General features: G+C 36.8%; 19 protein-coding genes and 1 riboswitch. Of the genes, 3 read left to right on the top strand and 16 right to left on the bottom strand.

Annotated features, from left to right (window positions below; all coding sequences use genetic code 11):
- From FB551_RS18575 to FB551_RS18555, 5 genes are all read right to left on the bottom strand, one after another.
- Positions 1 to 1092, bottom strand: a complete 1092-nt coding sequence (locus FB551_RS18575) for a fatty acid desaturase family protein (RefSeq protein WP_142018514.1) — start codon at positions 1090 to 1092, stop codon at positions 1 to 3.
- 82 nt (positions 1093 to 1174) lie between these two features.
- Positions 1175 to 2185, bottom strand: coding sequence for a homocysteine S-methyltransferase family protein (locus tag FB551_RS18570; RefSeq protein ID WP_142018513.1), 1011 nt, complete (start codon positions 2183 to 2185; stop codon positions 1175 to 1177).
- A gap of 34 nt (positions 2186 to 2219) precedes the next feature.
- Positions 2220 to 3380, bottom strand: a complete 1161-nt coding sequence (locus FB551_RS18565) for an O-succinylhomoserine sulfhydrylase (RefSeq protein ID WP_142018512.1) — start codon at positions 3378 to 3380, stop codon at positions 2220 to 2222.
- A 112-nt stretch (positions 3381 to 3492) separates the two neighbouring features.
- The gene (locus FB551_RS18560; protein WP_047427737.1) at positions 3493 to 5031 is read right to left on the bottom strand and encodes an ACT domain-containing protein; all 1539 of its coding nucleotides are present in this window, start codon (positions 5029 to 5031) and stop codon (positions 3493 to 3495) included.
- A gap of 5 nt (positions 5032 to 5036) precedes the next feature.
- Positions 5037 to 5975 carry an alpha/beta fold hydrolase gene (locus tag FB551_RS18555; protein WP_142018511.1) on the bottom strand — a complete coding sequence of 313 codons (939 nt, stop codon included), beginning with the start codon at positions 5973 to 5975 and terminating at the stop codon, positions 5037 to 5039.
- A gap of 60 nt (positions 5976 to 6035) precedes the next feature.
- Positions 6036 to 6142, bottom strand: a riboswitch (SAM riboswitch).
- A 188-nt stretch (positions 6143 to 6330) separates the two neighbouring features.
- Here FB551_RS18555 and FB551_RS18550 point away from each other — a divergent pair.
- Positions 6331 to 8946, top strand: a complete 2616-nt coding sequence (locus tag FB551_RS18550) for an MGH1-like glycoside hydrolase domain-containing protein (protein ID WP_142018510.1) — start codon at positions 6331 to 6333, stop codon at positions 8944 to 8946.
- 78 nt (positions 8947 to 9024) lie between these two features.
- On the opposite strand, the gene FB551_RS18545 is transcribed toward FB551_RS18550, so the two are convergent.
- The 7 genes from FB551_RS18545 to FB551_RS18515 form a co-directional block, all read right to left on the bottom strand.
- Positions 9025 to 9444: an OsmC family protein gene (locus FB551_RS18545; RefSeq protein ID WP_047427729.1), complete on the bottom strand. Its 420-nt coding sequence runs from the start codon at positions 9442 to 9444 to the stop codon at positions 9025 to 9027.
- 27 nt (positions 9445 to 9471) lie between these two features.
- Positions 9472 to 10794 (bottom strand): DUF58 domain-containing protein, encoded by a 1323-nt coding sequence (locus tag FB551_RS18540; RefSeq protein ID WP_047427725.1) that lies wholly within the window; start codon positions 10792 to 10794, stop codon positions 9472 to 9474.
- Positions 10795 to 10861: 67 nt separating this feature from the next.
- A complete protein-coding gene (locus FB551_RS18535) occupies positions 10862 to 11893 on the bottom strand; it encodes an AAA family ATPase (protein ID WP_185150221.1) in 1032 nt (343 codons plus the stop codon).
- A 114-nt stretch (positions 11894 to 12007) separates the two neighbouring features.
- A complete protein-coding gene (locus FB551_RS18530; protein WP_047427722.1) occupies positions 12008 to 13165 on the bottom strand; it encodes a hypothetical protein in 1158 nt (385 codons plus the stop codon).
- 11 nt (positions 13166 to 13176) lie between these two features.
- Entirely contained in the window at positions 13177 to 13968 is a 792-nt protein-coding gene (locus FB551_RS18525; protein ID WP_142018509.1) for a DUF4129 domain-containing protein, read from the bottom strand.
- Entirely contained in the window at positions 13961 to 14923 is a 963-nt protein-coding gene (locus tag FB551_RS18520) for a DUF4013 domain-containing protein (protein ID WP_047427715.1), read from the bottom strand. Before FB551_RS18520 ends, FB551_RS18525 begins: the two co-directional genes overlap by 8 nt.
- Positions 14907 to 15890, bottom strand: a complete 984-nt coding sequence (locus FB551_RS18515; RefSeq protein ID WP_047427712.1) for a stage II sporulation protein M — start codon at positions 15888 to 15890, stop codon at positions 14907 to 14909. Before FB551_RS18515 ends, FB551_RS18520 begins: the two co-directional genes overlap by 17 nt.
- A 28-nt stretch (positions 15891 to 15918) precedes the next feature.
- Here FB551_RS18515 and FB551_RS18510 point away from each other — a divergent pair, with 28 nt between their 5' ends.
- Complete coding sequence (locus FB551_RS18510; RefSeq protein WP_142018508.1) at positions 15919 to 16668, top strand: RDD family protein; 750 nt, start codon at positions 15919 to 15921, stop codon at positions 16666 to 16668.
- A 118-nt stretch (positions 16669 to 16786) separates the two neighbouring features.
- Positions 16787 to 17077 carry a GNAT family N-acetyltransferase gene (locus FB551_RS18505; protein ID WP_047427706.1) on the top strand — a complete coding sequence of 97 codons (291 nt, stop codon included), beginning with the start codon at positions 16787 to 16789 and terminating at the stop codon, positions 17075 to 17077.
- Here FB551_RS18505 and FB551_RS18500 read toward each other — a convergent pair.
- From FB551_RS18500 to FB551_RS18485, 4 genes are all read right to left on the bottom strand, one after another.
- Positions 17066 to 18037 (bottom strand): glycosyltransferase family protein, encoded by a 972-nt coding sequence (locus FB551_RS18500; RefSeq protein WP_142018507.1) that lies wholly within the window; start codon positions 18035 to 18037, stop codon positions 17066 to 17068. The two genes, FB551_RS18505 and FB551_RS18500, sit on opposite strands and share 12 nt — an antisense overlap.
- Positions 18038 to 18862, bottom strand: a complete 825-nt coding sequence (locus FB551_RS18495; protein WP_142018506.1) for a UDP-2,3-diacylglucosamine diphosphatase — start codon at positions 18860 to 18862, stop codon at positions 18038 to 18040.
- A gap of 57 nt (positions 18863 to 18919) precedes the next feature.
- Positions 18920 to 19660 (bottom strand): YebC/PmpR family DNA-binding transcriptional regulator, encoded by a 741-nt coding sequence (locus tag FB551_RS18490; RefSeq protein ID WP_034694756.1) that lies wholly within the window; start codon positions 19658 to 19660, stop codon positions 18920 to 18922.
- 95 nt (positions 19661 to 19755) lie between these two features.
- Positions 19756 to 21267 carry an OmpA family protein gene (locus FB551_RS18485; protein ID WP_047427696.1) on the bottom strand — a complete coding sequence of 504 codons (1512 nt, stop codon included), beginning with the start codon at positions 21265 to 21267 and terminating at the stop codon, positions 19756 to 19758.
- Positions 21268 to 21290 lie beyond the last annotated feature (23 nt).

Below are 21290 nucleotides of genomic sequence, written 5' to 3'. Positions count from 1 at the left end.
TTATTCTTCTAAAATATAGTAGGCATTATTGGCATTCTGCTTCAATAAATCCCTATGCTTACTTAAAGCTGTAATCAGTGGAAATCTCTTGTATGCTAACCCATGCTCTTTAGCAAATTCCTCAATCTCCTCTGTAATTTCATTGTAATACATATAACTGTAATTAGGAAAAAGATGATGGGCAACATGAAAATTGAAGTTCCCCAACACATTTCTTACCAGCCAGTTATTTTCTTTTAAATCATTGGTCACTTCAAACTGATGACGAAGCCAGCTGAATGGAAGACCTTTTTCTTTATTTAATTTTGGAAAGGCATTATCAGGGAGCGGATGCAAAGGCAATAACACAAACAAGGCAAAAATACTTGCTGATATCACCTGTAAAAACCACGCTCCTAAAGCCAATCCTATTGATACTTTAAAGAACACCACAGGAACCACAATCTGATAAAAGAAATAGAAGAGCTTATAACTGATCATTTTCACTTTTTCAATGGTGGGAATCTTTCCCTGGGTCTTTAAAATCACTCTTTCCTTATCAAAGAAGTCTCTGAAGTCTCTTATAAACATCCAGTTGAACAAATACAACGGATAGACTAAAAAGAAAAACTTGTCCTGATACTTCTGTACTCCTTTCGCTTTGATCCACGGTACGATTAAAAGCAATCCGCTCTGTTCGATATCCGTATCCCATCCATCTACATTGGGGTAAGCATGGTGACTTGCAATATGTCTTTTTTTCCAGATATAGGAATTGGCACCTATAAAATCAAAAATGTGAAGAACCAGCCCATTAAGTCTTTTACTCTTATAGATATTGTTGTGGGCCGCTTCGTGGATTAAGTTTAAATAAATTAAAACCAAAGAAATTCCCATCAGAACAAAACTCACAATATAGATCCAATGCTTTTCAGCATTCAAAACAGCCAGAACATATAAGCCAACGTAGACCAATGGGAGTAGTACCGCTTTGATCTGAATATAGATATCTCTGTTCTCAGAAATGGCTTCTACTCTTTGGTTCACTTTCTTCCTCAGCTCATTAAATAGTCTGACATCCTCCGAATCTTTTAAGTAAATTGGCTTTTCCATATATTTAACTTTGTGGTTTACTTAAAGTTAACATTTATAATCCAGCCTTCATTCTTGATTTTAATTAAAAAAATCTATCAAATCACACAAATTCCTTCAATTTCCTTGGCGGATACTGTTCTACCAAATCTGCAATCGCTTTGATATGCTCTGGTGTGGTTCCGCAACATCCTCCGATAATATTGATCAGTCCTTTCTCAACATATTCTTTAATCTGTCTCGCCATATCTTCGGGTGTTTCATCATATTTCCCGAAGGCATTGGGTAAACCTGCGTTCGGGTAAGCTGAAACGTAGAATTCTGAGTTATGGGCCAGTGTTTCAAGATAAGGAGTCAGCTGATCTGCTCCCAAGGCACAGTTGAAACCTACACTTAATAAATTCAGGTGAGATACTGAGATGAGAAAAGCTTCCGCTGTCTGGCCGCTCAAAGTTCTTCCTGAAGCATCGGTAATGGTTCCTGAAACCATGATTGGAATCTTAATTCCTCTTTCATCCTGTAATTCATCAATGGCAAACAAAGCTGCTTTTGCATTCAAGGTATCAAAGATGGTTTCTACAAGAAGGATATCTGAACCTCCATCCAGCAATGCCTCACATTGCTGTTTATATGCTACTCTCAATTCTTCAAAGGTGATGGCTCTGTAACCGGGATCATTTACATCCGGACTTAAACTCGCGGTTCTGTTCGTTGGCCCGATAGATCCTGCTACGAATCTCGGCTTATCAGGATTTTTTGCGGTGTACTCATCGCAGGCTTTTCTGGCAATTTTTGCAGATTCATAATTCAGATCATATACAAGATCTTCCATGTGATAATCTGCCATTGCAATGGTAGTTCCTGAAAACGTATTGGTTTCAATGATGTCTGCTCCTGCTTCAAGGTACTTCTTGTGAACTTCTTCAATAGCCTGAGGCTGTGTCAGAGAAAGCAGGTCATTATTTCCTTTTACAGGATGTTCCCAATCTTTGAAACGCTCTCCGCGGTAATCTTCTTCTTCGAATTTGTATCTCTGAAGCATGGTTCCCATCGCTCCGTCAAGAATTAAAATTCTTTCGGATAAAGCTTTATATAATTGTTCTGAATTTTTCATTTTATCTATTTTAGTAAGTCTGCAGATGTTTGAATTAATCCAAGGCTTGCTTCAGATCTGCAATAATATCTTCTACATTTTCCAGCCCTACTGAGCAACGTACTAATCCCGCTGTAATTCCTACTTCATTTCTTTCTTCGTCCGACAGTTTGGAGTGTGTTGTGGATGCCGGGTGCGTAACGATCGTTCTTGTATCACCTAAATTGGCAGACAGTGAACACATTTGTATCTTATCTAAGAAGTTTCTTCCCCCTTCTATTCCCCCTTTTATTTCAAACGCTACAATATTTCCTCCAAGTTTCATCTGCCTTTTGGCTACCTCATAACCAGGATGGGATTTCAGGAATGGATATTTTACTAATTCTACGTTCGGATGGCTTTCTAAAAACTCAGCTACTTTCAATGCATTCTCACAGTGCTTTTCTACACGGATTGCCAATGTTTCTAAACTTTTTGATAATACCCAGGCATTAAAAGGAGACAATGCAGGTCCTGTATTTCTTGCGAAAAGATAAATTTCTCTGATCAGGTCTTCTTTTCCTACTGCTATTCCTCCTAAAACTCTTCCCTGTCCGTCAATCAGTTTCGTTGCTGAGTGTACAACAATATCTGCACCATATTTGATAGGCTGCTGAAGATAAGGTGTTGCAAAACAGTTATCTACAATAAAGATAAGGTTATGTTTTTTGGCAATCTGCCCGAAGAATTCAAGATCCAGGATTTCAATTGCCGGATTGGTAGGTGTTTCAAGATATAAGATCTTTGTATTGGGTTTAATATATTGCTCTACATTCTCTGCATCTTCTGCTTTGAAGTAAGAGGTTTCAATATTCCATTTCGGGAAATATTTGGTAAACAAAGTATGGGTAGAACCGAATACTGACTGGCAGCTTACGATATGATCTCCGGCATTCAATAATGTGGCAAATGTAGAATAGATGGCTGCCATTCCTGTTGCAAAGGCATATCCAGCTTCCGCTCCTTCCATTTTAACGATCTTATCTGTAAATTCTGTTACGTTTGGATTAGAGAAACGGCTGTATAAATTTTTAGGCTTTTCTTCTGCAAAGCTTGCTCTCATATCTTCTGCATCCTGAAATATAAAACTGGAGGTAAGATATAGCGGTGTAGAATGCTCGTCAAACTGAGATCTTTCCGTTTGAGTTCTTATTGCTGATGTTTCAAAATTTTCCATATAGTTTTAATTTGTCAATTCAGCAGGGTAACTATTGGATTCTTCGCTATGCTCAGAATGACAATTGCAGTAATTGTTACACTGCTAAACTGGTAGATTGTTACATTAAATATTATTTCGTTTCACTTACTCTTAAAATATCTCCGAATACTCCTCTTGCTGTCACCTTTGCTCCGGCTCCGGCCCCCATAATCACAATTGGATTTTCACCATAGCTTTCTGTGTAGATTTCAAAGATTGAATCTGAACCTTTCAGCTGTCCTAATGCGGAGGTTGCAGGAACGGAAATCAATTTAACATCCAGCTCCCCTTTATCTTTCTGTAAATCACCATGTAGGTCTCCAACATATCTCAATACATGTCCTGGTTCCTGGTTTTCTTTTATTTTCTGATATTCTTCGTCCAGCTCTTCCAATCTTGAAAGGAATTCTGATTTTGAAACCTCCAGTAAGCTTTCCGGAACAAGATTCTGAATATTGATATCTCCGAATTCATTGATCAGGTCTAATTCTCTTGCCAGGATTAATAGTTTTCTAGCAACGTCATTTCCTGATAAGTCTTCTCTCGGATCTGGTTCTGTGTATCCTTTTTCCAGAGCTTCGTTGATGATGGTTGAAAATTTATCATCTCTCAAAGAAAAATTGTTGAACACATAGCTTAATGTCCCGGAGAATACGCCTTTGATCCTTGTGATATTTTCTCCTGAAAGGTGTAATAACTTGATTGTATCTATTAACGGTAATCCAGCACCTACATTCGTTTCATACAAGTAACGTCTGTTATTTTTATTCAACGTATATCTTAGTTTTCTGTATTCTTCTATCGGAAGGGTATTGAAAATTTTGTTGGATGAAACCAGATCAAATCCGTTTTCTGCCAGGGCATGATAGTTCTTCACAAAATCCTTGCTTGCCGTGTTATCCACAACGATCAGATTTTCCAGTTGATTTTCATTGGAGAAATTGATCAGTTCTTCAACATTTGATGGATGTTCTGCTGTTAAAACCTCATCCCCCCAATTGGCATCAAACCCTTTTTTGTTGAAGGCAATTTTCTTTGAATTGGCTACCGCAACTACTTTAAGGTCTATTTTTTTACGTTTTTTAATTTCTTCAGCAGATTCAAGCACCTGCTCTATCAATGTTTTTCCTACGTTTCCGTGACCAATAATTGCCAGATGAACGGTCTTTGGCTTTTTGAAAATTTCAGATTCTATGATGTTTCTTGTTTTTTCATCCTGTGAAGATGTTACTACGATATTCACTCTGTTTTCTCCTGCTACCTGATTCAAAAGCAATGGGAAAACATTGTTTCTTGCCAGCTCAGCAAAGACTTTATTAAAATCTTCTGCTACAAAACCAATGACAGAAACATTATTGATACTATAGATCTGGGAAACTTTTCCTGATTTTCTTTCTTCTTCAAATTCATCAATAAGACAGGCAACTGCTTTCTCTGCATCATTTTCATGAACCAGAATAGAAATTCCGTTTTCTATGGCCTGCTGAGAAATTACCCCCACACTGATACGCGCCAAAGTAAGCGCTTTAAAAATTCGTCCGTCAATCCCGATTTCTCCCAGGAAATCTTCTCCTTCAAATTTGACGATTGATCTGTTCTTCAAAAATTTTATTTCGTTAGCATTTTTCATTACTCCTATAAAATGTTTTTAATGATATTATTTAATTGTTGATATTCCATTAGGAAGGCATCATGCCCGTGTATAGATTGGATCTCGTGATAAGAAACATTCTTATTTTTCTCTCTTAAGTCTTCAAAACACATTCGGATTTCAGAAGCCGGGAAGAATAAGTCTGTATCTACGGAGATCATGTGCATTCGTGCCTGTATGTTCTCCAGTGCTTCTTCGGCAACGTTTATATTCATCAGCAGATGGTTCATCAGTTTGTACGCTTTTAAACTAAACCTTTCGTTTAGCGCATTACCATGATAAACCAACCAGTCTTCTGATTCCAAGCGTTGTTTGTCCTGATTATATTGGTTTTGAAATCTGTCATTGAGTGACTGTGGCGTTCTGTAACACAGCATAGCGTGAATTCTCGCTTTTTGTAATGGTTCCTCTTTATCATCCAATAAAAATTTCTGAACCAGACACTGCGCATGAAGCCAGTCATGTGTCCTGTAATCACAGGCAATAGGAATAAATATTTCTGCGAGTTTCGGCTGCTTGGCAAGCATTTCCCAGGCAACCCCTCCTCCCAGAGAGCCTCCAATAATGGCATATACATTTTTGATGTGTAAAGTTTCAAGCCCTTTCAAAAATATCGAAGCGATATCTGAGGGAGTAAACTCTTCATAGTCTTCAATTAAAAAATCGTCATATCCGTTTCCGGGTATATTAAAACACAGAACTGTATACTGATTGGTATCCACAATCTGATTTTCTCCTACCAGTTGTTTCCACCAGCCTTTTACTCCGGATACCTCTGAGTTTCCGGTAAGAGCATGGTTGATCAAGATGATAGGGGCTGTAAACAGATCTTTCCCGAAAAGCTGATAGCTTAGCGGGATATGGTATTCCTTCTCGGAATTGGTTTGATACGTAAGATTAATATAGTTTAGTTCTGTTTTCAATTCTATTAAATTTTAATACAATTGAAAATGCCACAGGAAATGGCTGAAAAGAACTTCAGTAAGTTATCTGTCCAAAATACTTTGGTAGAACGTAGCACCTTCTTTGCTTGCACAAAGGGTTGCTAAGGTTTCATAGGGTCTAATCCCTCAACCTTTCTTGATAACATTTTCAATATTTGAATGAACGAATGGTGCAAAGGTAGTTCTTTTCTTTTAATTTCAAAAAAAAATTATTTTAATATTTAAAAAAGCCCTTAAATACAAGTGTTCCAAAAGCATATTAATAATTGTTCAGATGAAAAAAATTGGAATTACTTTTCAAAAAAACTAACTTCGTATTGAAAAATGATGCCATATGACCGCCGAAAAAGATAGATTACAAGATACCAAATGGAAAAACTGGGGACCTTATGTAAGCAACCGGCAGTGGGGAAATGTACGGGAAGATTATAGCCCGAACGGGAATGCCTGGAATTTTACCAATCATAATAATGCCGAAAGTTATGCCTACCGCTGGGGCGAAGAAGGTATTGCCGGAATTTCTGACGTAAAGCAGCTCTTATGCTTTGCTTTCTCGTTCTGGAATAAGAAAGACAAAATGGTAAAAGAAAGGTTCTTCGGATTGAGCAACCCTCAGGGAAATCATGGGGAAGACATTAAAGAAATCTTTTATTATCTGGATAATACACCTACCCATAGCTATATGAAAATGGTGTATAAATACCCGATCAACGAGTTTCCTTATGATGATATTCTTACGGAAAACGGAAGACGCAGCAAAAAGGAACCGGAATATGAACTCTTCGATACCGGGATTTTTGATAATGACGAATATTTTGATATTTTTATTGAATACTGTAAAGCTGATCACAACGATATTCTGGCCAGAGTGACAGTGTGCAACCGAAGCCAGCGTGAAGCTCCCATTGTGGTGGCGCCTACAGCATGGTTCAGAAACAACTGGAAGTGGGGATATAATACTTACAAGGCAGAGCTAAGTGCTTCCCATGACGGAAGTATTACCATTGGCCACGACAGTATTTCGATCAAAAAGCTGTATTCCAGAAATTCAAATGCACAATGTGTATTTTGTGATAATGAAACCAATACTTCAAAACTGTATGGAGCTCCGGCAGTTGAAAACACCTATTTCAAAGACGGAATCAATAACTATATTATTCATCAGACAAATACGGTAAATCCTGAAAAAAGGGGAACAAAAGCTTCTTTTCTGATTGATGAAATGGTGGGCGCAGGAGAATCTAAAATTTTTGAATTCAGATTAAGTCCTGAGGAAAATGATGACCCATTTGAAAACTTTGATGAAATTTTTAATACCCGACAGGCTGAAGCTGAAGAGTTTTATCAGGAAATTCAGAGTGATACGGTTAACGAAGATGAAAGAAATGTACAGAGACAGGCTTTTGCCGGACTTCTCTGGAACAAACAGTTTTATCATTATAATATCGGAAAGTGGCTGAAAGGTGATCCGAATTTTGAAGCACCAAGAAATTTCAGTGAATATGTAAGAAATACGGAATGGAACCATCTTCACAACAAAGATATTATTTCCATGCCAGATAAATGGGAATATCCATGGTATGCAACGTGGGATCTTGCGTTTCACTGTGTTCCTTTTTCCATCATTGATGCAGAATTTGCCAAGGGACAGCTTTTACTTCTTACAAAAGAATGGTACATGCACCCTAACGGACAGCTTCCTGCCTATGAATGGAACATGAGCGATGTGAATCCGCCTGTACATGCATGGTCTTGTTTTCGTGTTTTTAAAATTGATGAAAAAAATAACGGAAAGCCGGATTTATTATTCTTAGAAAAAGTATTCCAGAAACTCCTGCTCAATTTTACATGGTGGGTAAACCGGAAGGATAAAAACGGGAAAAATATTTTCGGAGGAGGCTTCCTTGGTCTCGATAATATCGGGGCTTTTGACCGGAATATGGTTTTAAAGGACGGCCAGCACCTTGAACAGGCAGACGGAACCAGCTGGATGGCCATGTATGCATTGAATATGATGCGTATTGCAATGGAACTTGCCCAATATTATCAGGTATATGAGGATATGGCGATCAAGTTTTTTGAACATTATCTTTATATCGCTGAAGCGATGGAAAATCTGGGCGAAGGCACAAAAGGTCTCTGGAATGAAGAAGACGGATTTTTCTATGACGTACTGCAGCTTGGAAACGGAGACAGTGTTTCTTTGAGATTAAGAAGTATTGTTGGTTTGATTCCGATGTTTGCTGTTGAAATCGTAGACCACCGCTTATTGGAAAAGATGCCGAATTTCAGAACCCGGATGGAATGGATTTTAAAGAATAAGCCGGAATTAACGAAACTGGTTTCCCATTGGGACGAGGAAGGACACGGACGAAAACACCTGATGAGCATACTCCGCAAAAACAGATTGACAAAGGTCCTGTCCAGAATGCTTGATGAAAACGAGTTTCTGAGTTCTTATGGAATCCGTGCGATGTCCAAAGTATATGAAGAAAATCCTTTTGTATTTTCTGTGCATGGAACGGAAAATATGGTCTACTACACCCCTGCAGAAAGTGACAGCCGTATGTTTGGCGGAAACAGCAACTGGCGCGGCCCTATATGGTTTCCTATCAACTTCCTGATTGTGGAAAGCCTGCAGCGCTTCCATTATTATTATGGAAACAGCCTGAAAGTAGAACTTCCAACAGGTAGCGGCGACAAGAAAAATCTTGATGAAGTAGCCCAGAACATCAGCAAAAGACTCTGTTCTCTATTTTTAAAGGATGAACATGGACAAAGAGCTTTCAACGGAGGGAATCCAAAATTCAATTATGATGAACATTTCAGAGATTATATTACCTTCTTCGAATATTTTCATGGAGATAACGGCCGTGGTGTAGGAGCTTCCCATCAAACTGGATGGACTGCCACTGTAGCGAAACTGATAAAACCAAGACTTACCTTTTAGATGAGTAATAAATAATCAGTAATGAGTAATAAAAAAGCCGGATGAATCATCCGGCTTTTGCTGTTTTTATATCAGAGATTATATTTTTTCTCCGTTCACATAGACTTCGTATCCGATTTCTACATTCGGTTCTAATGTTTTTGATACGGAACAGTATTTTTCAAAAGAAAGTTCTGCAGCCTTCAGAGCTTTTTTAGGATCAATCTCTCCTTCCAAAAGGAATTTAACGGTAATTGACTTAAAAGGTTTCGCATCTTCTACCTGTACTCTTTCTCCTTCAACCTCTGCCTGAAAACTTTTGATTTCCTGACGCTGCTTCTTTAAAATAGAAACGACATCAATTCCGCTGCATCCGGCTACTGCCATCAGTACACTTTCCATTGGGGAAACTCCCTTGGCTCCCGGCTGGGAAGTATTATCCAAAAGAATAGAATTTCCCTGAGCATTGGTACATTCAAATAAAAAATCGTCGTTTATTCTGTTAAGTGTAATTTTCATTATTTATTGCTTATTGCTTCTGCAAAGTTATAAAATTCCTCTCGCTTTTATCTCCAGATATTTATTGATAACATCAATATTCAAATTTTCCGGAAGTGTATAAACGGTATAGATTCCATATTTACGAAGTTCCTGGATGATCAGTTTCTTTTCAAACTCAAATTTTTCAGCAATGATCTCATCATAGATTTCCTGCATATTTTCAGGGTTTTTGTTGATCAGTGTTTGTAACTCTGAATTTTTGAAGAATACAACTACCAATAAATGGTTTTTAGCAATTCCACGGAGATATTTCAGCTGTCTGTTCAGTCCGTCCAATGTTTCAAAATTGGTAAAAAGCAGAATTAAGCTTCTTTGGTTGATCGAATATTTTACATCCTGATACAAACGGTTGAAATCACTTTCAAAGAAATCTGTTTTAATATTATAAAGGGCTTCGGAGATTTTCTTCAGCTGTCCGGATTTATTATCAGCAGCAATTTTATTTTCAGCTTTCTTGGAAAAGGTCATCATCCCGGCTCTGTCTCCTTTTCTCAAAATAATATGAGACAATGCCATGGTTGCATTGATGGAATAATCCAGTAGGCTCAATCCGTTGAAAGGCATTTTCATGGTTCTTCCTTTATCAATCAGCATAAAAATACGTTGTGATTTTTCATCCTGAAACTGGTTAACCATTAAACGGTTTGTCTTCGATGTTGCTTTCCAGTTGATCGTTCTGATATCATCTCCGGGTACATATTCTTTGATCTGCTCAAACTCCATGGTGTGTCCCAGTTTTCTCACTCTTTTGATTCCGCCCAATAAAAACTCACTCTGAATGGCCATCAGCTCATATTTTCTGAGGTGAATAAAGGAAGGATAAGAAGGCAGCATAGCATCTTTCTGGAAAATAAATCTTTTTGAGATCAATCCCAATGGTGAAGATGCATAAATATTCAGTCCTCCGAAATGGTATTCTCCTCTTTCCTTAGGTTCTAATGAATATTGAAAAAACGTGTTCGCTCCTGAAGCGATCTGTTTTTCAATCAGAAAATCTCTTTTCTGAAACTGGAACGGAATTTCATCAATAATTTTAGTAGCTATGGTAAAGCTGTAATTATTTTTGATATCAATTTTCACAAAATTCTCATCTCCGTTGGACAGTTTTTCCGGCAGAATTCTCTGGACCTGTAATGCATTCTTTTGATTAAAAAGCAACAGAAAATCTACCATTGCTGCCAGAAAGCAAATCAGGAGTGCAATATGGGCTGCCCACATGAGCACCGGAAAGAAAAATGCCAGGACATACAGAATCCCCACTCCGATAAGTGTAAAAAAGAAACGTGTATTGATGTATAAGTTTTTCATTGGTTAGGTTGCAGGTTGCAGATGATAGGTTTTAGGAATTATAATCCAAACTCTACTCTCTGCTAACCTATCTCGGTATTTCTATTCCTTCTAAAATCTGGCGGATAATTTCGTCTGCTGTAAGTCCTTCCATTTCTCGTTCCGGAGATACGATGACTCTGTGTCTTAAAACAGCGTAGCTTGCTTCTTTAATATCTTCAGGAGTTACAAAATCTCTTCCTCTTATAGCAGCAAATGCTTTTGAAGCGGTAAGAAGCGCTAGTGAAGCTCTTGGAGACGCTCCCAGATACAAGAATTGATTTTCTCTGGTATTGATGATAATCTTAGCAATATATTCCATCAGTTGGGCCTCTACAATAATTTCTTTTACCAGATGTTGGTAGTTTTTCAGCTGTTCAGCTGTGATAACCCGGTTGATCCCTTCTGTTTTATCTTCTTTTTTGGTTTCGTGCTGGTTTTTAATGATTGCTATTTCCTGCTCAAGATTAGGATATCCTACATTGATTTTGAATAAAAAACGGTCCAGCTGTGCTTCCGGAAGCCTATATGTTCCCTCATGTTCGATAGGGTTTTGAGTAGCTATCACAAGGAAAGGTTCTTCCATCTTATAACGCGTACCATCCATTGTGATCTGTCTTTCTTCCATGACTTCAAATAATGCAGACTGCGTTTTGGCAGGTGATCTGTTGATCTCATCAATCAGGATGAAATTGGAGAAGATAGGTCCTTTTTTAAATTCAAATTCTGAGTTTTTCACATTGAATACGGACGTTCCCAAAATATCAGAAGGCATAAGATCGGGTGTAAACTGAATTCTGCTGAAGCCTACGTCAATGGTTTTGGCTAATAATTTTGCAGTGATTGTTTTCGCGACTCCGGGAACGCCTTCAATCAGAACGTGGCCATTGGAAAGTAATGCTGCCAAAAGATGTTCAATCATTTTCTCCTGACCAACAATCACTTTTCCGATCTCAGATTTCACTTTCTCCAGGCTTGTACGAAGTTCAATCATATCAATTCTGGACTGAAACTGCTCCTCCTGTTTATTGAGATTGATAGAGCTTTGGTTTTCTATATTTGGGTTATCAAAATTTTCCATAATAAAATTTAATTTATCATTCTAATCATGTATGAATGCATAATTGTATCCCTTCTCTGAACACTGATTATAGCATTGATCAACACTACATCATTAGGTTATTATATTTTTATATTATTTAAGTATTTCATCAAGGAGCTTATTGATCCTTGTAAGGTCTTCTTTCATTACGCTGGCATAAGGATCCTGGGCTTTTTTGATAAGTGTTATTGCTTCACCTATCATTTCTACGGGTTTACCAGTTTTCAGATGTAATTTTTTAGCAAATTCTTCATCTACATTCTGGGTATCTATCAACAGGTCCATTCTTACTTTGTTCAGGAAGTACTGTGCCTTCTTGGCCATCATATCATGAAAATCACCTTCCTGAAGATACAGATTTCCAATACTTTTCACAAAATCCAGGGAAGTATTTCTCAAGGGTTCTGTCACAGGGACTATTCTCTGCTTTCTTTTTGCATTAAAGAAGATAAAAAGAACCAGCCCGCCTAAAAATACCCACCATGCATATTTTAAGGCCGGGTTTGACAGTATAAATCTCATGAAAAAGCGTGATTCAGAACTTTTGTTTGATACGAACCAGAGGGTTTCCCTATCCTGAAGATATGAGAATACATCCTGCGCGTATTTTACGTTTCCCGGTTTCAGAAGATAATAATTCGTCAGGAAAAGAGGTTCAGCATGAGCATAGATGTATCCCTTACCAAACTTTACTTTGATAAAGTTCGCCTGATCCGTATTCTTTCTCTCAACCGTTTTTCCCAGTACTTCTACTCCCGGTTTAATGAATGAAAATCCTCTCCCTGATGGAAATTTATCCAGCTTAATAAAATCATTCTGAAATTTTTTGTCGGTAAGTTTGAGAACATTTTCTTCCTCAAACGAGATTTCAGAATCATAATATCCGATACTGTCTGAAATTTCTTTAGGCATACGGGTTACCATCAAAAATGCGTCTGAGCCTTCAGATACCTGAGCCAGGATTTTTTTCCACGACTCACCGTCAAGGTTATTTTCAATGACTACAATATTATGAGCTCCTTTTTTGTGCTGGCTGTAATATTCATAAGGAACCTGTTCAATCTTCTTCAGATTATTTTTAAAAAGATATTTGGCTTCATTATTAAAAACAAACAGCCCAAACGGAGATTTTTCATTACTATCAAAATTCTTGCGCCAATCTGTTGTTTCTTTTTTGTTAACTTCAAGCAATGCCAAAATAATCATCACAATGACGAAAATTACAGCATATGTTTTGAAAGTTTTATTCATGGTTATTATTGTTATGGTTTAAATGTCTGATACTGGTTTTTAAATTTCCGGTAGCTTTCTTCATCAATATTGAACTCACCATACCAGACATAATCAAAAATATAAGACAGATTAGAAAAATCATTTTTCAGATGAGAAGCCTTTAGTTCCAGGGCATAATCTTTATTGGTTTTTTCAGGATTCCAGTTGATCAGTTTTTTATCACTCAGTTTTTTAAGAATAAACAGGAACTGATAGCGAACTGCGGAACGGTAATCCCCTGCAAGCTCAAATTTTGAGATACTTTCAGGAAAATTGATTTCGTGGATATTCTCATGAAGTTCCTGCACATTAAGATCCAGCTTTTTATTCTTTTTACCAAAAATAAAATTCCCGTCTTTTCCCATAATATATCTGATGATGAAATAAAGCAGAAATCCAACAAGAATAATAGCAAACAGCCTGATAAGTATAGTAGTAAGTTCCGCCGATTTAGTAAGGGCTGTTTCACCAAAAATCCCTTGTATAATCTGATTGATCTTCCGCATCAGCTTTTGAAAGAAAGATTCTCTCGGCTTTGAAACGGAATAATCAAACTCATTTCCTTTATATCTTGACGGAATGTTTTCTTTAAATGTTTTGGGATACACCTCATTCTCCGATACCGGATATTTCATCAGTACAGAATCTGCACGCAGCATATTCCTGTAATGCCCGGTTGTATATAATGAATCTACCAGATCATCAGAAGTAGGATTATCGTCCTGAGCATGAACCAGCCCAAGGGAGAAGAAAAGCAATATGAAAAAAAGAATTCTATTCATTGATCCCAATCGTGTCTATTTCTGCAAGTTCAACTTTCTGGTGAAGATCTGTTCGGCTGTCATAATACATTAATCCTGCATTCACATACATCAGATTGGAAAGGAAAAATGAAAGTAACATGGAAACTCCATAGAATACGAAAAAAATGATTCCTGCAGTTCCGGTAAAAGGATTCTGTTCAAAATTGCCATCCGGTGTAGAGGTAAGCAATGATCCATAAAAAAACATCATTGGAATAAATGTGAATATAGATGTTGCAATGTAAATAATAATAAACATCACAAAGGCAGAGCCCCAGTATTTCCAGTAAGGTGATTTTTCACTTCCGTTCGGATAAGAAAACTGAGAGCGTAAAGCATAGCTCAGACTTCCCCAGAAACCTCTGTCCGAATTAAAGTAATCATACATCAGAAATGTAGTAAAATTGAATATCGTGGGATACAGAAGCAATATCAAAAACAATCCGATAATAATAAAAATCAGGAGATACGAAAAACCTACCACAAATAAAATGGCCGGAGTAACGATAAAGATCATTCCCAGACACAGTTTTCCGATTCTTCCGGCATTATTTTTAAAGTCACCAAGAATTTCATCCGCTTTTATCTTTTCTGCTCCCTGTGCGATTCTTTTTAAATAAAAAACCGGATACAGGTAATTAACAATCATCAGAATCATAAAAAGCAGGAAAGTCAGCAACCCTACCGTAATCAGCATTCCGGAATTTTCTGAAAAATACTGTTCAAAATAATAGGTTTCGCCTCCAAGATTTGATCCGAATATCTGTGAAAAAAGTTCCTTATAGCCGAAAATTACGACGGTAACCATTAAGATCAAAAGCAAACCGTTGATCAGAATATAGTTTTTAAAATAATTCTTCCCGTATAATTTGAAAAAATTGAAACTATCACTGATAAAAGTTCCAAAGTCTCTTTTTTTATAAAATTGTATCATTGATGTGTTTATTAGTTTTTTTGTAAACAACAGATGGATACACAAAATAATAGTATCCGATAATTGCCAGTGAGCCAAAAATAATGATAAGGTTCAATATTAAAGGCATCTTCAATGCGTGTCTGGTGACATATCCTTCTATAATCCCTGCACAAATGGTGAAAGGAACCGTACTCAAAAATATCTTAAATGAATCTTTAAATCCTTTTTTAAACGAATTAAATCTTGAAAATGTTCTCGGAAATAAGATAGAAGCTCCCAGAATCAATCCGCACATTGCTTCCACTACCATTGCAAATATCTCAAAAACTCCGTGAAGCCATATTCCTCTTGCACTGTCTTTCAATGCACCATAATCATAGAAAAAATATTGAAAAGCACCCAGCATCACACTATTGGAAAGCAGTGCAAACAATGTTCCCACTCCTCCGGCAATACCGTAAATATACAATTTTGCTCCTACCTGAATATTATTAAAAATAATCCCGATTGTACTACCCCATGTGCTTCCACTCTGATAAACCCCTACAGCATTATTATTTTTAATATTTTCAACGGTTTCATTCACATACCCTTCGCCAAGAATTATATTCACAAAGCTTTTATCATAAATGGCAGAAAGTACTCCAATTGACGTAAATAAGATGAAAAAAAGAAAAGCATACATCAGATATCTCCGGTACTGATACATCAGCAGCGGGACTTCGGTTTTAAAGAAATAAATCAGTCTGTTCTCCTCTACCCTTTTTGTTTTATAAATCTTCTGAAAAATCTGAGCAGATAAATGGTTCAGATAAACGGTGGTATTGCTTTTGGGATAATAAGTCTGGGCAAAAGAAAGATCGTTGATCAGGTTTATATACAGTGAAGACAGGTCATCAGGATTTTTTTTAATTTTCCCTTGAATAACCTGTTCGATTCCCAACCATTTTTCTTTATTTTGTTTAATGAAATAAACTTCTCTCATAATTATTAAGGCTAAAATAATAAAAAATATGTCTCAAATTGCGATAAATACCTCACAAAATGTAAATATTAATTTTAATATTGCTGGTGTAGGAGAAAGGATGCTTGCCTTCATTATTGATCTTCTGATCAGGATTGCTTACGTAGTAATTATCCTGTATCTGTTCTTCAATATTTTTGATTTGGGATATCTTCTGGACGGACTTGACGGCTGGTCAATACGCGCTGTATATCTTGTCCTTACCTTTCCTGTTTATATTTATCCTCTTGTATTGGAAAGCCTGATGGAAGGTCAGACACCCGGTAAAAAGCTTATGAAAATAAAGGTAGTGAAGATTGACGGTTATCAGGCCAGTTTCGCAGATTATATGATCCGATGGGTTTTCAGAACTGTAGATGTTTCATTTGCCGGAGTAGTAGGACTTATTTCTATGATTGTTTCTAAAAACAACCAGCGTTTGGGTGACATTGCTTCCGGAACAGCTGTTATTTCTCTAAAGAACAATATTAATATTTCCCATACCATTCTGGAGAATATTCACGAAAATTATATTCCTTCTTTCCCTCAGGTAATTGCCTTAAGTGATAATGACATGAGAATTATCAAAGACAATTACACCAAAGCTCTGAAAGTAGACGACCGCCAGATCATCAGTAAGCTGTCCGAAAAAATCAAAAGCATTCTGAAGCTGGAAATAGACCCTACTAAAATGACGGAAAGACAGTTTATCGATGTAATCATTAAAGATTATAATTATTATACAGGGAAAGATAATTAAAGAAGTCAGTAGTCAATTTGCTTTACAGATGAATGGTCAAATTAAAAACAATTAACCAAAGGTTATTGCTTATGAAGGACGGTTCAATTTTTGTATCCTTAATATAAAGTTCAGAATCATGAAATTTGAAAACAATAAATCCGGAAACGGCGGAGTCATCACTTTAAATAACGAAATAAAAGAAGTCGGAAGACTTACCTATACTATTTTCCCAGAAGATCATAAATTCATTATCTCTTTTGTCCTGGTACATCCTGAATTTGAAGGAAGAGGAATGGGAAAATTTTTAGTGGAAGAAGCCATTAAGTTTGCCAGAGAAAATAATTGGAAAGTATACCCGCACTGTTCCTATGCAAGATCCGTCATGATGAGAATGAGTGATGTGGACGATATATTTCTAAAGAATTAAAACTTCATTCACCAGAATATCTTCTATATCATCCGGATAATCCACTTTCAGATGATGGTCAGAAGCCACCCATTCCATTATTTCCTGAAGATTTAATACCTTGGAATTGGGAATTCCCATTTTATCAAGGGCACATGCATTGCATTCCTGTTCGTATTGATTATGAATGGGAATTACAAACAGTTTTTTATCCATAAACAATGCTTCTGCCGGACTTTCAAAACCTGCATTGCATAAAATTCCTTCACAGCCTTCAAAGTATTTCAGATACTGCATTTCATCAATGGGAAATACTTCCACATTTTTTACTTTAACCTGTACTTTGCTGTATTTTGAAAACACTTTCCATTCTACAGGGATTTTTCTTAAAACCTTAATGATATTCTCGTCGGCAAAACTGGGAAGATAAACAAGGTAATAACCCTGTTTGGAAGGATTAAGATTTCTTATTTTTCTTCTGATCACAGGTTTTTTGATCTGTGGATGATAATTTTCAAAGTGAAACCCGATTTTTCTTTCGCTTGGAACGTAATATTTTAGAATCATTTCACCTAGAAAGTCCTTTTTCTTCGGTTTGGGTGTTTCCGGGAAACTCATGGATGCCTGATGGCTGAGTTCTATCATTGGAAGCTTTTTCAGTTTGGAAGCCCAGCCTGTCAAAGGTTCATAATCATTAATAATTAAATCATACTGCGACAGCTCAAGTTCTCTGATTGTTTTAGCAGCTTCCAAGAATTTATTTTCGGTAAATGTTTTTCTGTAGGATAAACCGCCTGTTTTATTATAAAGAAGGGAAATCCCTCTGTATTGAAAATTAATATCAAAATCAGCCTTCAGCTGCGATTGATGACCACTGATCAGGGTATCTACAGATGCATGTTTTTTGAGAAGAGGAATAATTTCCTGTGCTCTGGCCACATGCCCGTTTCCAGTACCCTGGAATGCATACAAAATCTTCATTTAGGAAAAGTTGGTTACAATTTTTAAAAGAGCTGAATTATCCATTTCCGGGATTTCTTCTGCTTCATCATCTTTCAGTAAATGTTTATGCTCATCATAATAAAAAATCCTCCATCCTTTATCATGATACTCTAATGCAGAAAGGTTTTCTATCCAGTCACCTGAATTCAGATAAGTACAGGCCCCTTTTTTATTAACAACCTCACGAATCTGCGGCTGATGAATATGCCCGCATACTACATAATCATATTGGTTGTCAATAGCCAGCTCAGAAGCTGTAAGTTCAAAATCTCCGATATATTTTACCGCTTTCTTCACATTGTTTTTGATCTTTTTGGAAAATGAATATTTCTCTTTACCCATTTTTTCCAAGAACCAATTTACAACATTATTGATAATAATTAGGAGATCATAGCCTTTTCCGCCAAGTTTGGCGATCCATTTGGAATGCTGGACGGATGCATCGAAAACATCACCGTGAAAAATCCAGGTTTTTTTCTGATCTATATTCAGACAGATTTTATTACAGACTTTTAGTTTTCCGAGTTCAAAATCTGTAAACTTACGGAACATTTCATCATGATTGCCTGTAATGTAATAGACATCTGTGTTTTTGGTAGCCAGTGAAAGTATCTTTCTGATTACCTTCAGATGAGGTTTAGGGAAGTAAGACTTTTTAAACTGCCAGATATCAATAATATCACCATTTAAAACTAAAGTTTTAGGCTGGATAGAATTGAGATATCTTAACAGTTCTTTAGCCTTACATCCATAAGTTCCCAAATGAACATCCGATATAACAACTAATTCAACGTTTCTTTTCATAGTTTTGTACAAAGAAACTAATTGAAAATTAACTGTATATGAATGCTATATTATTTTTTATAAAGAGTTCATCAGCTCTTCTGTAATTTCCATGTTGTGGTAAACGTTTTGCACGTCATCATCTTCTTCGAAACGCTCAAGCATTTTCATATTAGCCTTGAACTGTTCTGCGTTTACTTCTTTTGTATTATTTGGAATTCTTTGAAGTTCTGCACTTTTTGCTTCAATTCCAAGTGCATCCAATTTGTGAGATAGAGAACCGAAATCTTCAAAAGCAGTGGTAATCATTACTTCTTCTTCATCTTTTTCTACATCTTCTGCTCCTCCGTCAATCATTTCCATTTCAAAATCATCCCAATCCATTTTGATTTGAGCCAAATCTATGGTAAAAATTCCTTTTCTGTCGAAGATAAATGCCAGCTCACCATTTTTACCAAGGTTACCGTCAAACTTATTGAAAACAGCTCTTACATTGGCTACAGTTCTTGTTGTATTGTTTGTAGTACATTCTACAAAAAAAGCAACACCACCTTGTCCATAACCTTCATAAGTGATTTCTTCATAGTTTTCTGCGTCTGCACCACTCGCTTTCTTAATAGCTCTTTCAACATTATCCTTAGGCATATTAGCCCCTTTCGCGTTTTGGATACATCTTCTCAGGGCCGGATTAGATTCGGGATCTGTTCCACCGGCTTTTACAGCCAATGCAATATCTTTTCCTATTTTAGAGAATGTTTTGGCCATTTTATCCCATCTGGCCATTTTAGAAGCTTTTCTATATTCAAATGCTCTTCCCATTTTAATTTTTAAATTTCCAACAAAATTACTCAAAAGTCAACAAAAAAAAAATACCTCCAATCAAATTGGAGGTATTCATTATTTAGAAAAATTAATTATTTTTTCTTTTTAGCAGCAGCTTTTTTCTTAGCTGGAGCTTTTTTAGCTTTCTTCACTACAGTCTTCTTCTCTACAACTTCTAGATCAGATTTCTTAAGTGCATCCCAAGCAGCACCGTTTACAGCTTCAACAACTACTTTTCTGTCAACCATTCTTTCTGCATCAGAAGCTTTTTCAGAAACAGTAGCGTCTCTTTCTCCAACTCCTACAGATTTTAATTGGTTTGCATTAACTCCTCTAGATTCTAGAGCACCTACTACTGAAGCAGCTCTTTGTCTAGAAAGTTTCAAGTTGTAAGCATCAGCACCTTTCTTATCTGTGTGACCAGTTACTAAGAATGTACCATCGTTAGATTGCTTAATGATTGTAGCCGCTTGATCTAATTTACCACTAGATTCAGGTCTGATAGTAGCTTTATTGAAATCAAATAAGATATCTTTAAGAGCTCCTGTAGCTTCTTTAGCGATTACATCTTTTGGTTTAGGACATCCGTTGTATTCTGGAAGACCTGGAACAGTAGGACAAGCATCATCTTTGTCTAAGATACCGTCACCGTCTGTATCTGGCCAAGGACAACCGTTGTTTTCAGCAGGACCTGCTACTGTAGGACAAGCGTCATCTTTGTCGATTACACCATCACCGTCAGTATCTGGCCAAGGGCATCCGTTGTTTTCAACTGGACCAGCCACTTCTGGACATTGATCGTCTTTATCTGGAACTCCGTCACCGTCAGTATCAGGACATCCTTGGAATTCTGGTAAACCTGGAGTATCTGGACAAAGGTCATCTTTATCTAGGATACCATCCTTATCTCTGTCTCTGTTTCCGAATCTGAATAAGATGGAAGCAGAAGCTTGCCAGAAGTTAGCAACAGTAGATTTGTCACCTGGAGTTGATACATAATCTCCCTGAACACCAAGACCGAAGTTCTTAGTTACCCAGAAGTTAGCACCAGCACCTGTAGCTACAGTAAAGTGGTTAGCTTTACCGTTTTCATTACCATCCTTACCGTTTGTTACAGTTTCGATTGCGTTACCGTTAGCATCAACAGATGTTCTAGGGAAAGTAAGAGCTGTATAGTCATGTCTTAAGTAGTTAGCACCAACTCTTAAATATGGATCAAACCAAGATTCTTCGTTCCATAAAAGACCTGCAGCGTGAGCCTGGAAACCAAGACCTGTCATTAGGAAAAATTCTTTCCCCATGTTGAATCTTTTGTTTTCAACATTTCCAACAGAAGTTTGCCAGTCAATTACTAAACCTTTACCAACGTTTCTAGCAACTGTTAACTTAGATAGTGGAGGTGTAATAGAAAAGTTGTTCACATTGAACATACTTTTTGTCAAATTGTTAGCAGAGAACGTATTACTGAAGTTACCTCTTGCTGCTACGTGGTTTTCAGCATGAGCACCAACTCCGATTAACCACGGATTGTTGGTAGTCTGTGCGAAAACAGTAGAGGCAACAGTAAGCGCCAATGCTGAAATTCCTAATTTTAGATTTTTCATAGAATTAAATGATTAAATAATTG

The organism is Chryseobacterium aquifrigidense, from assembly GCF_006716485.1.
GTDB classification, from domain to species: Bacteria; Bacteroidota; Bacteroidia; order Flavobacteriales; family Weeksellaceae; genus Chryseobacterium; species Chryseobacterium vietnamense.
The sequence above is the reverse complement of the archived record's forward strand: the minus strand, read 5'-3'. Positions and strand labels throughout refer to the sequence as shown.